This window comes from Klebsiella sp. 10982 (assembly GCF_048589245.1).
Lineage (GTDB): Bacteria > Pseudomonadota > Gammaproteobacteria > Enterobacterales > Enterobacteriaceae > Klebsiella > Klebsiella quasivariicola.
The window spans coordinates 165,043-178,506 of sequence record NZ_JBMAXV010000006.1 but is presented as its reverse complement, the minus strand read 5'-3'; the positions used below and the strand labels follow the sequence as shown (position 1 = coordinate 178,506).

Below are 13,464 nucleotides of genomic sequence, written 5' to 3'. Positions count from 1 at the left end.
CTTCAGTTCCCAGGGGGAGGTGTCCACATGAATATTAAACGTATTGGCCTCGATCTCGCAAAACAGGTTTTTCAGCTTCATGCGGTTGATCACCAGGAACGTGTTGTGCTTCGCAAAACCCTGCATCGCGCCCGGATGCTCACCTTTTTCACCCGGCTCGAACCCTGTCTTATTGGTATCGAAGCATGCGGCTCCTCGCATTACTGGGCACGCGAGCTGACCCGACTCGGTCACACGGTTCGCATTATTCCGCCTCAGTTCGTTAAGCCTTATCTGAAGGGCAATAAAAATGATGCCAATGATGCCGAAGCGATCTGCGAGGCCGTCAGCCGGCCGGGGATGCGCTATGTTGCCATTAAGTCTGAAGCACAACAGAGCATGCAGGCTGAACACCGGGTTCGTGCCCGCCTGATCCACGACAGAACGGCGCTCAGCAACGAAATACGCGGGATGCTGGGTGAATTTGGCTTTGTACTTCCCGCTGGGTTGTCCGCTCTCCGTAAAGCACTGCCGGAAATACTTTCTCAGCAGGAAAAATGGGATAACCGCTTTATCCGTCTGCTGAGTGAGTTAACAGAAGAACTTCAGGCACTTGATGAGCGACTGAATCGTTATGACCGCCGGCTTAAACAGCTGGCGCAGGAAGATGAGCGTATCAGACGACTTCAGGAGATCGGCGGGATTGGTCCGGTAACCGCCAGCGCCCTGGTCGCCGCAGTGGGTGATGCAAAACAGTTTAAGAGCGGGCGGGAGATGGCAGCCTGGCTGGGGCTGGTGCCCCGGCAACATTCGAGCGGCGGAAAAACAAAAATGGGTCACATCAGCAAAAGGGGCGACAGCTACCTGCGAACGCTGCTGATCCACGGTGCCCGTGCGGTGCTGAATGTGTGTGATCACAAGGAGGACCGGCGAAGCCGGTGGCTTCAGTCGGTGGCAGAAAGACGTAACAGGAATATCGCAACGGTCGCCATGGCGAACAAAAATGCACGTATAGCCTGGTCGGTACTGAGCCGGGGGGAAGAGTATCGTGTGATGTGATACAGACCTGACTGAATGTCAGAGAAGCGTCATCCTGTCGTGAGATTGCGGAGTCATTAAGCAGTGATGTGTAACAGGTAAGACCGACACCTGAAAACTCCGGTTTACCCGAAGGCTCCCTGCGAAGCAAAGCCGTTAGGCCGAATGGAACCAGGTGTGCAGATAACATCATGGCCGGGATACGACGGTACCGAAAGAGAGGCCGGATATACGAAAGCATCTTACTCCCGTTACACAAAATGCAGAATGGCTTGCATAACGGGAGGTGTCCATATACGGGCAAGGCGTTAGCCACCGCCCGGCACAAACGCGGCACTGCGCTGGCTGTTCTTGCTCAGCGGCGCCGCCGACACCCGGCGGAAATGCCGCTATGTTATCCCTTATTTCTCCGGTTCCTGCGGCGCGACGGCCGGGGCGGTGTACCACGCTTCCTGCGGCACCACCACCGCCGCCTTTGGCTGCATCACAAAGTTCGGCGACATTATCTGCACCCCGAACTCGTTGAACACATCAATAATGCTGCTGTGCAACGCGTTACGGCCCTCGGGTAGCGTCGTCGCGGGGAGTAAGCGCACCTGCAGCTCATACGAGGTGTACCAGTCAAGCAACCCCAGCTTACGCACCACCGGGGCGATTTGCTGATCCACGCCGGGGGTGCGTCTTGCCGCCAGCTCCAGCAGCGCATGAACCTGACGCCACGGCGTATCGTAGCCGATGGTGACGCTGGTGGTGAGGTTGATCCCGCCATCGGCGCTCCCGGCGCTGAGATTAATAATTTTCCCGCTGACCACCACCGCGTTGGGAACGGTAACGATGTAATTCTCACGGGTGAGAATTTTGGTCGCCAGCACGCCAATCTCGCTGACCTGTCCCTCATTGTCGGCAAGACGGATCCAGTCGCCTTTGCGCAGCGCCCGGGAGTAGATCAGCACCAGGCCGCTCATCGCATGGGTCATTACCCCGGTCGACCCGAGGGTCAGCATCAGGCCGAAGAACACGCTGATGCCCTTAAAGGCCAGGGAGTTGGCGCCGGGAAGGAACGGGTAGGCGGCGGAGAGGGCAAACAGCCAGATGACCACCGAGATCAGCCGACGGGTGGCGCTAACGGTCTCCGGATGGATGCCTGGCACCTGGATGCGGCCGGCGGCGACCTGGTCGAGAAGCACTTTTACCAGGCGAATGATAAGCCAGGTGAGGAGGAAAATAAGCACCACAATCATCAGCCCCGGCAGGGAGGCGACAATCGACAGCGAGAGATCGCGGATCACGCCCAGCGACCATTCGCCCAGTGATTCGCTCCATACCCGCGTCCAGGGAAATAAACTGAAGACCCAGCTCAGCCAGAGATAACAGGCCAGCATGCCGATAAAGATAACCAGCACCGCATAGAGTCGAACTTCAATATTGCCGAGATAGCGCCGCCAGTGTTGGGGAATGGCGCTGCGTTTTTCGAGGATCCGCAGCAGGAAAAAACGCCGCACGCGTCGCCAGGCGCGAAAGGCGCTGTAGTAAAACAGCGCCAGCAGCAGCGCCCCGGCCAGCGCTTTGCCGGCAGAGAGCAGCAGATAGCGGGTGTTGAACTGTTCCCGCAAACCGGTGCGCTGGGCTTCCATTCGCGCCAGCACCCGCTGGGCCGCCTGGTCGAGGGTTAAATCGTCGCCCTCATCAAGATCCCCCTGGCTCAGCAGCAGTACCGGCTTGCCGTTCATCATAAACAGTCGGCCTGGCTGACCATAGCGGATAACCGGCACGATCCGCAGTGGCTGGCGAATATCATCCTCGGTAAACGCGCGCAGGGCGCTGCGGGTGCGCAAAACGCGCTCTTCAGGCGTCGTCTGGCCAAAGGTGGCCTGCAGCATCACTACCGGCTGGTGGAAAATATACACCGTGCGCGCCTGTTCACGGGCCGTTGGCTGCTGTCGCGGTTCGGCGGCCTGCGCTGGCTGGAGCACCAACAGCGCCAGCGCCCAGAGGATAACGATGCTCATCCTGTTCATAGCGGCACCTGAGATAAGAATTATTGTTATTTTTCAGCAAAAAACGGAGGGCTTTTAGATGAGCATAGCCTGGCGCGAAGTGAATTCAAGCCGGGGCGCGCGGGCATAAAAAAAGCCGTCACCCAAACGGCGACGGCCTGAATTAGCGTCAGAGGAGAGCGTTAACCGTGCTGTTTACAGCCGGCGCACTGCTTGTTCTGGATCTGCTGGAAGAAGTCGTTGCCTTTGTCATCGACGAGGATAAACGCCGGGAAATCTTCCACTTCGATTTTCCAGATAGCTTCCATCCCCAGCTCCGGATAAGCCACGCACTCGAGGCTCTTAATGCTTTGCTGCGCGAGTACTGCCGCCGGGCCGCCGATGCTGCCGAGGTAGAAGCCGCCGTGTTTGTGACAGGCGTCGGTCACCTGCTGGCTGCGGTTGCCTTTGGCCAGCATTACCATGCTGGCGCCGTGGGACTGCAGCAGATCGACGTAAGAGTCCATGCGGCCAGCGGTGGTTGGGCCGAGGGAGCCGGAGGCATAACCGGTCGGGGTCTTGGCCGGGCCGGCGTAGTAGATCGGATGGTCTTTGACGTACTGCGGCAGCGCCTCGCCGTTATCGATAAGTTCCTTCAGCTTGGCGTGGGCGATGTCGCGGGCCACGATAATAGTGCCGTTAAGGCTCAGGCGGGTGGAGACCGGATGGGCAGACAACTGAGCGAGGATCTCGCTCATCGGCTGATTCAGGTTAATACTCACCACCTCGCCTTCGCCGGCCTGACGCAGATGCTCAGGAATATATTTCCCCGGATTGCTCTCCAGCTTCTCGATCCAGATACCGTCGCGGTTGATTTTCGCTTTGATGTTGCGGTCGGCGGAGCAGGAGACGCCCATGCCGATCGGACAGGAGGCGCCGTGGCGCGGCAGACGGATCACGCGGATATCGTGGGCGAAGTATTTCCCGCCAAACTGCGCGCCGAGGCCGAGGTTCTGCGCTTCCTGCAGCAGTTCCTGCTCCAGCTGCACATCGCGGAAGGCCTGACCATGCTCGTTACCTTCAGTCGGCAGGCCGTCGTAGTAGCGGGTCGAGGCCAGCTTGACGGTCTTCAGCGTCGCTTCCGCCGAGGTGCCGCCGATCACAAACGCGATATGGTACGGCGGGCAGGCGGCGGTACCGAGGGTACGCATCTTCTCAACGAGGTAGTTTTTCAGCTTCGCCGGGGTGATCAGCGCCTTGGTTTCCTGGTAGAGATAGGTTTTGTTGGCGGAACCGCCGCCTTTCGCCATGCACAGGAACTTGTATTCTTCACCGTCGACGCTGTAGAGATCGATCTGCGCCGGCAGGTTGGTGCCGGTGTTAACCTCTTTATACATATCCAGCGGCGCGTTCTGTGAGTAACGCAGGTTATCTTCGGTATAGGTGTTGTAAACGCCCTGCGCCAGGGCGGCTTCATCGCCGCCGCCGGTCCACACGCGCTGGCCTTTTTTTCCCATAATGATGGCGGTGCCGGTATCCTGACAGGTCGGCAGTACGCCCTTGGCGGCTATTTCCGAGTTGCGCAGGAACTGCAGGGCGACATATTTATCGTTATCGCTGGCCTCGGGGTCGAGCAGAATTGACGCGACCTGCTGCTGATGGGAAACGCGCAGCATAAAAGCGGCGTCGTGGAAGGCCTGCTGGGCGAGCAGGGTCAGCGCCTGCGGTTCCACTTTCAGAACCGGCTGGCCGTCAAATTCGGCGACGGAGACGTGCTCTTTGCTGAGCAGATAGTATTCGGTATCGTCGTGCGCCAGCGGGAACGGATCCTGATAAACAAACGGTTTAGTCGACATAATCACTTACTCCATAAAGATAAAAACCGCCGGGGTAGTCCCGGCGGTTATGAATCAGAACATCATGGACATCCACGGATAGCCAATCAGCAGCAGGGCGGCCAGGAAGATGGCGCCAAAGATGGTGCCGAGGCGCCAGTAATCTTTGGTCGGCAGGTAGCCGCTGCCGTAGTAGATGGGGCTTGGGCCAGTACCGTACGGGGTGATGATCCCCATCACGCCCAGCGAGGTGACCATCAGCAGGACGAACACTTCCATATTCATCCCCGGGATTGTCGAGGCAATGGTCAGCATGGCCGGCAGCAGCGCGGTGGTGTGCGCGGTGGTGCTGGCAAACAGATAGTGCAGCAGGTAGAACGCCAGCAGCAGAACGATGGTCGCCATGCCCGGAGAGATGCCGCTCATCAGCGCGCCGCCCTCTTTACCCAGCCAGGCGATAAAGCCGGTGGAGGAGAGGCCGTCGGCCAGCGCCACCAGGGTGGCGAACCAGACAAAGGTGTTCCATGCCGCTTTGTTGTTGGTGATGTCGCTCCAGGAGAGCACGCCGGTCCACAGCATCAGTACGATAACCAGCAGGGCGGCCAGCGCCGGCTCAATCCAGTCGGCGGCGAAGATCCACATCATCAGCGCGAAGCAGACGAACACCAGCAGCAGGATTTCATTGCGCGACAGTTTGCCCAGTTTTTCCAGTTCACGTGCGGCCCACAGCGGCACTTCGTTATTGACTTTCACCTCCGGCGGGTAGAACCAGTAGGCCAGCAGCGGCATGGCGAGGATCAGCAGCACGCCGAGCGGCAGGAAGGCGATAAACCAGGTGCCCCAGGAGATATTGATGCCGACAATGCTTTTTACCAGCGCCAGCGCCAGCAGGTTCGGCGCCAGTGCCGACAGGAACATCGAGCTGGTGATACAGGCGGCGGTGATCGCTACCCACATCAGATAGGAACCGATTTTACGTGCGCTCGGGTCGTTTGGCTTTGAACCGTACAGCGGCGGCAGGTTAGCGATAATCGGGTAGATAGTCCCCCCGCTGCGTGCGGTGTTAGACGGCGTAAACGGCGCCAGCAGCAGATCCGCGAAGGTGATGGCGTAGCCGAGCGTCAGACTGCGACGGCCAAGATATTTCACCAGAATCAGCGCCAGGCGGCGGCCGAACTGCGTTTTATCGTAGCCGGCGGCGAACATGAACGCACCGAAGATAAGCCACACGGTGGAGTTGCCGAAGCCGCTCACCGCCCACTTAAAGGAGGCGCCGGCCATTTTGAAGCCTGGCGCGGCCATCTGATCCGGGCTGAACAGCAGCCACTGGCTGCACAGCGCGATGACCACTACGCCGGTGATGCCGATAACGGCGCCGGGCAGCGGTTCAAAAATCAACCCAACGATCACCCCGACGAAGATAGCGAAGTAGTGCCAGGCGTACGGCGGCAGGCCGTCCGGGACCGGAACGAACAATAACAGTACGGCAACGATAATTGGCAGCGCCATCATCAGGAGACGTTTTTTAGTCGCAGTCGTTGGCTTGACTGCACCGGCAGGCGGTATGGTTGTCTTTTTCTCTTTCATAATGAGTATCTGCAAGTTGTTGAAAATAACGTTTACGCCAGTGACATACTCGGTGGTTTCTTTAATTACAAAAGTTACTTTAGTTTTTATTTTGAGTTTCTGAGTATCGTCAGGGCGGTTATTTAACGCGTTTTATGAGGCGTTAAATTAAATTTGTTGGTTATTTATATATTGCGCTTTCAATGGCTGTTGCAATTGATCAAGATCAAGAAAAGCAGGTGATTTCACTATTTTTTTTATTATCAGTATAACCCTATATGATGAGGTGTTAATTTGGCTAAAATATCAATGAATGTTAAATTTTAAATGAACGATTAATGCTTTAGTTATTACATTTATCTGTATCTTTATGATTTGTAATGAGTAATTATCCTGCACGCACAGTTGATTATGTTAATGAACGTATCCAAAATGTTATCACACATTTGTATTATGTAAATGTAATTTATTATTTTAATAATACAATAGAGGTAGCGATGTTATTACTGGGGTTAAATAGTTTTATAACTAACGTAATTAGTTTAGTAACTAAAAAACACGCTATATTATTGGCATGACAACAGGAATTAAAAACCACAACCAATAATGATTCCGTCACCCCATTCTGAGCTTTTAATATTTTAAAATCTGGAGCGTAACTTATGACCAGTAACGAACGTATTTTACAGCCATTTACTTTACCAAATGGTACCGAGCTGAAAAACCGTTTGCTCATGGCGCCAATGACCACCTGCACCGGTTATTTCGATGGCACCGTCACCAGCGAGCTGGTGGAGTACTACCGCGCACGCGCTGGCAGCATCGGTACCATTATTGTCGAGTGCTGCTTTATTGATGACTATGGCCTGGCCTTCCCGGGCGCGATCGGCATTGATAATGATGAAAAAATTGCCGGCCTCGCCAAAATTGCCGAGGCGATCAAAGCGCAAGGTTCAAAAGCGATTCTGCAGATCTACCACGGCGGCCGTATGGTCGACCCGCAGCTGATCGGTGGCCGCCAGCCGGTGGCGCCGAGCGCCATCGCCGCTCCGCGTGAGGGCGCCGCTATGCCGCGAGCGCTCAGTGGTGAAGAAGTGGAAGGGATGATCGCCAAGTTTGGCGACGGCGTCCGTCGCGCGATCCTCGCCGGTTTTGACGGCGTCGAAATTCACGGCGCCAACACCTACCTCATCCAGCAGTTCTATTCGCCGAACTCTAACCAGCGTGACGACCAGTGGGGCGGTAGCCGCGACAACCGCGCCCGTTTCCCGCTGGCGGTACTGGATATTACCCACAAAATGGCCCGCCAGTACGCCGACGATGCCTTTATCATCGGCTACCGCTTCTCGCCGGAGGAGATGGAGGTCCCGGGGATCCGCTTCGACGACACCATGTACCTGCTGGAAAAACTGGCCGCCCGCGGCGTCGATTATCTCCACTTCTCGGTGGGCGCAACCCTGCGTCCGTCTATCGTCGATACCCGCGATCCGACGCCGCTGATTGAAAAATACTGCGCCATGCGCTCTGAAACCCTCGCCCAGGTGCCGGTGATGGGGGTCGGCGGGGTCGTCAACGCCGCTGATGCCGAGCAGGGCCTCGATCACGGCTATGACCTGATTGCGGTAGGCCGCGCCTGTATCGCCTATCCGGACTGGGCGTCACGTATCGCCGCCGGCGAAGAGCTGGAACTGTTTATCGACAGCACCCAGCGTGAAGCGCTGCACATTCCTGAACCGCTGTGGCGCTTCTCGCTGGTGGAAGCGATGATCCGCGACATGAGCATGGGCGACGCCAAATTTAAGCCGGGGATGTTTGTCGAGACTGTCCATGACGATGCCAATGAGCTGGTAATCAACGTCAGCCTCGAAAATGACCATATTGCCGATATCGAACTGGCGGCGAGTCCGGTGCAGACCGTGGAATTCACCACCAGCTTCGAAGAGATCCGCGAACGTATCCTCACCGCCAATACCCCGCATGTGGATGCGATTTCCGGCGCCACCAGCCAGACCGAGGCGGTGAAAAAAGCGGTCGCCAAAGCGATGCTGAAATCGAGCAAAGCGCTGGCGGCGGAAGAGGGCGGCAATGACGCCGCGCCGAAAAGTTATGACGTGGTAGTGGTGGGCAGCGGCGGCGCCGGTCTGGCGGCAGCCATTCAGGCTCACGACGAAGGCGCCAGCGTACTGATCGTCGAAAAAATGCCGACCATCGGTGGCAACACCATTAAGGCTTCCGCCGGGATGAACGCGGCGGAAACCCGCTTCCAGCGCGTAAAAGGGATTCAGGACAGCAAAGAGCTGTTCTATCAGGAAACCCTGAAAGGCGGCCACAACAAAAACAACCCGCAGCTGCTGCGCCGTTTCGTCGAGAATGCGCCGGAAGCCATTGAGTGGCTGGCGCGTCGCGGCATTATGCTCAACGATATCACTACCACCGGTGGGATGAGCATCGACCGTACCCACCGCCCACGTGACGGGTCGGCGGTCGGCGGCTATCTGATCAGCGGCCTGGTGCGCAACATCACCAAACGCGGCATCGACGTCCTGCTGGATACCTCGGTGGAAGAGATCCTGATGAGCGGTAACGAAGTTAGCGGCGTGCGGCTGGTCAACGACGAGAAAGAAGTCATTGAAGTACAGACCAAAAGCATCGTAGTGGCCACCGGCGGCTTCAGCGCTAACAGCGCCATGGTAGTGAAATATCGTCCGGACCTCGAAGGCTTCGTCACCACCAACCACAAAGGGGCTACCGGGAGCGGTATCGCGCTGCTGGAGCGCATCGGCGCCGGCACCGTGGATATGGGGGAAATTCAAATTCACCCGACCGTCGAGCAGCAGACCTCGTACCTGATTTCCGAGTCGATTCGCGGCGGTGGGGCAATCCTCGTCAACCAGCAGGGCAACCGTTTCTTTAACGAGATGGAGACCCGCGATAAAGTCTCCGCGGCGATCATTGCCCTGCCGGAACATTACGCGTACATCGTCTTTGACGAGCATGTGCGGGCGAAAAACAAAGCCGCTGATGAGTACATCGCCAAAGGCTTCGTCACCAGCGCCAGCTCACCACGCGAACTGGCGGAGAAACTGGGGATGGATTACCATGCCTTCCTCGCCACGCTGGAATGCTACAACGGCGCGGTGGAAAAACAGCATGATGAACAGTTTGGCCGCACCACCGCGCTGCGTGCGCCGATCAACGAAGGCCCGTTCCACGCTATTCGCATCGCCCCCGGGGTGCACCACACCATGGGTGGCGTGACCATTAACACCGATGGCGAAGTGTTGAACGTAGCCCGGCAGCCGATCCGCGGCGCCTACGCTGCCGGTGAGGTGGTGGGCGGGATCCACGGTGGTAACCGCATCGGCGGTAACGCGGTCGCGGATATCATCATCTTTGGTACCCTCGCGGGACACCAGGCGGCGAAACGTGCGAGAGGATAATCTGTAACCTTGCTTTATCCGGGCTGGCGCTTTCGCCGCCCGGTTTGTCCCTTCTAAGGAGAGCCCGATGTCCGATAACCGCGTCTATAGCTACTCCGCTGTCCTGATGGGATCCCCCATCCTGCTCAAACTCTGTTCCCACGATGAGGCGCTGGCCTCCCGTGTTTTTCAGCTCATCAAACGCTACGAAGACCTGCTAACCGTTAACCGCGCCGAGTCGCAGGTGATGGATATTAACCACGCCGCCGGGCGCCATCCGGTCACCGTCAGCCGGCCGGTGTTTCAGCTGATCCAGTGCGCGAAAGCCGCCAGTATGGTGCGCGACAGCGCCTTTAACCTCGCTATCGGCCCGCTGGTGAAGCTGTGGCGAATTGGCTTTCAGGGGCACAGCGTGCCTGACGCGGCTGATATCCGAGCCCGACTGACACTGACCCGCCCGCAGGAGGTGATCCTCGATGAGGCAACCTGCAGCGTGTTTCTCCAGCAGCCGGGGATGGAGCTGGATCTGGGGGCGATCGCCAAAGGCTATATCGCTGACCGGGTGCGTGACGATCTGCGTCAGCAGCAGGTCGAGAAGGCGCTGATCAACCTCGGCGGCAATGTGCATACCCTCGGAGAATGGACTATCGGCCTGAAAAAACCGTTTGCCGATGCGCAGGCGCTGATCGGTTCCCTGACGGTCAACGGGCAATCGGTGGTCACCTCGGGAACCTACGAACGCTATTTCGAGCAGGACGGTAAACGCTGGCACCATATTCTCGACCCGCGCAGCGGTTATCCGCTGGATAACGAGCTCGACAGCGTGACGGTGATTTCCGCGGATTCCTTAGACGGCGATATCTGGACCACGCTGCTGTTCGGCCTCGGCGTGGAGAAGGGCTGCGCAGCGCTGCGTCAGCGGCAGGATATCGACGCGATTTTCGTCACCAAAAATCGCGACATTATTCTCTCATCGCCGCAGCGGCTGCGTTTTGCGCCGCTGGACAGCGGCTACCGCATTACTGACTGTACTGCTTAAGCAAACTGTACTGTTCGGCCACCAGGCGGTAGCGATAGACCGGCCGCCCGGTAGCGCCGTAGTGGATAGTGGTGTAGAGAATATTGATCTGCGCCAGCCAAATCAGATATTTGCGGCACGAGACGCGGGAGATATTGACCGCCGCCGCCAGCTCATCGGTAGAGAATTCGACGTCCGGATGGGCGTCAATCCACTGGCAGAGCGTGCGCAGCGTTTGCGCGGTTAATCCCTTGGGCAGTTTGCGTGCGTCGCTGGCCTCCGGCGCGCCGCCGTGCAGCAGGCGGTCAACGTCGGCCTGTTCGTAATAGGGCTGGCCGGTTATCAGCTTGCGCTTCTCCCGCCAGGTGGTGAGCGCCTCTTCAAAACGCGGAAACTGGAAGGGTTTGATCAGGTAATCGACCACCCCGTAATGCATGGCGGTCTGCACCGTGGCGGCATCCGCCGCTGAGGTGATCATGATGACATCGATAGCGCGCCCCGACTCGCGGATGGTCGGCAGCAGATCGAGCCCGCTGTCCTGCTGCATGTAGACATCCAGCAGCACCAGATCGATCTCCTGCTGCGGATCGTTAATCATCTCCTGGGCCTGACTGAGCGTCGAAGCGCTCCCGCTGCAACGAAAGCCGGGAACCCTTGCCACATACAGGCGATTGAGTTCGGCCACCATCGCATCATCGTCAACAATCAACACATTTATCACGCACGTTTCCTTTTACTATCCCAGGGGAGATGAACAAAAAATTGGGTAAATACGCCGGGTTCCGATTCGACGGCGAGGGTGCCGCCCAGCTCGCGCAGCTGCTGGTTGGCGAGAAACAGCCCGACGCCGCGATTCTCGCCTTTGGTGGAGAAGCCTTTGGTAAAGATAGCGTCGATGTTATTCTCCGGGATCCCCGGCCCGTCGTCGCTCACTTCACCGCTTAGCCAGCCGTCCTGATAGTGCAACAGCAGGCCGATCTCACCCTCCGCCTGGCCGCTCATGGCATCCAGCGCGTTCTCGATAAGGTTACCCAGCACCGTCACCAGCACGGTGACCTGCTTCTCATTCGGGCAATCCGGTACCAGGCTCTCTTCCGCCAGCGTCAGAGTAAAGCCGCACTCGGTGGCGCGCTGAATTTTACCGATCAGAAAGCCGGCCACCACCGGGGATTTAATGCGGTGCTGAATATCACCGATATCCGCCTGGTAGCGGTGGGCGGTCTGCAGCACATACTCCTCGAGTTTGCCATAGCTTTTCATATTCAGCAGGCCGAGGATCACGTGCAGTTTATTCATAAATTCATGGGAGGTGGTGCGCAGGGCATCCACATAGCTCATCATGCCGTCCAGCCGTTGCAGTAACTGGCTGACCTCGGTCTTGTCGCGGAAGGTACAAATGGCGCCGACCACCGCCTCCTGGCTGCGGATGGGCACTGTATTGCTAATCAGCAGCAGGCCATTGCATCCCAGCTCGCGGTCATACATTGGCTCGCCACTCTGCAAGACAGTTTGCAGGTCGGCGAGCAGGGGGCTTGAGGCGAGGGTCTTATCCGGGCCGGAAAAAAGGATCTCCTGCGCCGCGGGATTGATGAGATTTACCTCGCCATGGGCATCGACGGCCACCACCCCCTCCTTCAGGGCGTGAAGCATGGCCTGACGCTGCTGAAACTGGGTGGAGATTTCGTGCGGCTCCAGCCCCAGCAGGACGCGCTTGAGGCCGCGCACGAGGCTCCAGGTGCCCAGCGCGCAGACCAGGGCGCTGAACAGGATGGTCAGCAGGACATCCCAGCGGCTGTTGGCGATCTGTTGATCCACCTTACTCAGCGAAATGCCGACCACCACCACGCCAATCTGCCGATGCTGGTCGTTGAACACCGGGGTAAACACCCGCAGCGCCGGGGCCAGCACGCCGTGGTTGATAGCAACGTTCTCTTTGCCCTGCAGCGTCGGCAGAATATCCTGGCCGATGAACGGCTTCCCGATGATCGAGCTATCCGGATGCGAATAGCGAATGCCTTGCATATCGGTGACGATCGCATACAGCAGGTCGTTGCGCCGGGTAATGGTCTGGGCCAGCGGCTGGATGATCTGCTGCTGCGGGGGCGCCTCCAGCCCGCGCTTCACCTGCGGCATATCGGCCATGGTGCGCGCCACCGCCAGCGCGGTCTCTTTCAGGCCATCGCGCGTGGCATTGCTGATTTGCATATACCACAGGGCATACACCAGCAGCAGTACGGCGCCGATAACGCTGCCGATCATCAACGAGACGGCCGTGCTCAGTTTTAAGGATAAGGCGCGTTGACGAACGGGTGGCTGGTGAGCAGATGCCTTCATGACGATCCCGGATAGATTCAGTGAAGGCATATTATCGCTGATAGGGCGGTTTTCATAAAGCCGTGAAAGCAAAGTCGATCGAGGCGGTTCAGCCAATGCGTAAACCGTTTTATAACCTCTGCCAGCGATCCTTCTGGCTGACCATGTCGGCGGGCGGGGAAGATGAGGTCTAAGACACTATTGTTCAGATAACCGGCAATCGCCCGCGAACGGGTGCTCGGGACGATAAACTGTGACCCCGGCGGCGGTAAAGCGCAGAAGATTCACCTTATAGTGGCGACAAAGGTTAAATAGGCCTG

Annotated in this window: 8 protein-coding genes; 3 read left to right on the top strand and 5 right to left on the bottom strand. The window is 57.8% G+C overall.

Translation table 11 applies throughout. The features are described from left to right. Window positions 1-27: 27 nt before the first annotated feature. Window positions 28-1,038, top strand: a complete 1,011-nt coding sequence (locus ACKLKD_RS07785; RefSeq protein WP_080924568.1) for an IS110 family transposase — start codon at window positions 28-30, stop codon at window positions 1,036-1,038. Between the two features lie 380 nt (window positions 1,039-1,418). On the opposite strand, the gene ACKLKD_RS07780 is transcribed toward ACKLKD_RS07785, so the two are convergent. From ACKLKD_RS07780 to ACKLKD_RS07770, 3 genes are all read right to left on the bottom strand, one after another. Then, window positions 1,419-3,035: a mechanosensitive ion channel family protein gene (locus ACKLKD_RS07780; RefSeq protein ID WP_080897425.1), complete on the bottom strand. Its 1,617-nt coding sequence runs from the start codon at window positions 3,033-3,035 to the stop codon at window positions 1,419-1,421. Between the two features lie 161 nt (window positions 3,036-3,196). Beyond that, window positions 3,197-4,849, bottom strand: a complete 1,653-nt coding sequence (gene fumA, locus ACKLKD_RS07775; protein WP_087805583.1) for a class I fumarate hydratase FumA — start codon at window positions 4,847-4,849, stop codon at window positions 3,197-3,199. 54 nt (window positions 4,850-4,903) lie between these two features. After that, entirely contained in the window at window positions 4,904-6,415 is a 1,512-nt protein-coding gene (locus tag ACKLKD_RS07770) for an anion permease (protein WP_080897423.1), read from the bottom strand. A 641-nt stretch (window positions 6,416-7,056) separates the two neighbouring features. Here ACKLKD_RS07770 and ACKLKD_RS07765 point away from each other — a divergent pair. Both ACKLKD_RS07765 and ACKLKD_RS07760 read left to right on the top strand, forming a co-directional pair. Further along, window positions 7,057-9,834, top strand: coding sequence for a flavocytochrome c (locus ACKLKD_RS07765; protein WP_080897421.1), 2,778 nt, complete (start codon window positions 7,057-7,059; stop codon window positions 9,832-9,834). Between the two features lie 67 nt (window positions 9,835-9,901). After that, the gene (locus ACKLKD_RS07760) at window positions 9,902-10,852 is read left to right on the top strand and encodes an FAD:protein FMN transferase (RefSeq protein ID WP_080897420.1); all 951 of its coding nucleotides are present in this window, start codon (window positions 9,902-9,904) and stop codon (window positions 10,850-10,852) included. Here ACKLKD_RS07760 and dcuR read toward each other — a convergent pair. Further along, complete coding sequence (gene dcuR / locus ACKLKD_RS07755) at window positions 10,833-11,552, bottom strand: two-component system response regulator DcuR (RefSeq protein ID WP_004176303.1); 720 nt, start codon at window positions 11,550-11,552, stop codon at window positions 10,833-10,835. The two genes, ACKLKD_RS07760 and dcuR, sit on opposite strands and share 20 nt — an antisense overlap. After that, window positions 11,549-13,165 (bottom strand): sensor histidine kinase, encoded by a 1,617-nt coding sequence (locus ACKLKD_RS07750; RefSeq protein WP_080897419.1) that lies wholly within the window; start codon window positions 13,163-13,165, stop codon window positions 11,549-11,551. Before ACKLKD_RS07750 ends, dcuR begins: the two co-directional genes overlap by 4 nt. Window positions 13,166-13,464: the final 299 nt, after the last annotated feature.

What these genes read in the sequence shown, in the direction of transcription:
- ACKLKD_RS07750 (WP_080897419.1), bottom strand. Translation starts at nt 13,165, where the DNA reads ATGAAGGCATCTGCTCACCAGCCACCCGTTCGTCAACGCGCCTTATCC.
- ACKLKD_RS07770 (WP_080897423.1), bottom strand. Translation starts at nt 6,415, where the DNA reads ATGAAAGAGAAAAAGACAACCATACCGCCTGCCGGTGCAGTCAAGCCA.
- ACKLKD_RS07785 (WP_080924568.1), top strand. Translation starts at nt 28, where the DNA reads ATGAATATTAAACGTATTGGCCTCGATCTCGCAAAACAGGTTTTTCAG.
- ACKLKD_RS07780 (WP_080897425.1), bottom strand. Translation starts at nt 3,035, where the DNA reads ATGAACAGGATGAGCATCGTTATCCTCTGGGCGCTGGCGCTGTTGGTG.
- ACKLKD_RS07765 (WP_080897421.1), top strand. Translation starts at nt 7,057, where the DNA reads ATGACCAGTAACGAACGTATTTTACAGCCATTTACTTTACCAAATGGT.
- ACKLKD_RS07760 (WP_080897420.1), top strand. Translation starts at nt 9,902, where the DNA reads ATGTCCGATAACCGCGTCTATAGCTACTCCGCTGTCCTGATGGGATCC.
- fumA (WP_087805583.1), bottom strand. Translation starts at nt 4,849, where the DNA reads ATGTCGACTAAACCGTTTGTTTATCAGGATCCGTTCCCGCTGGCGCAC.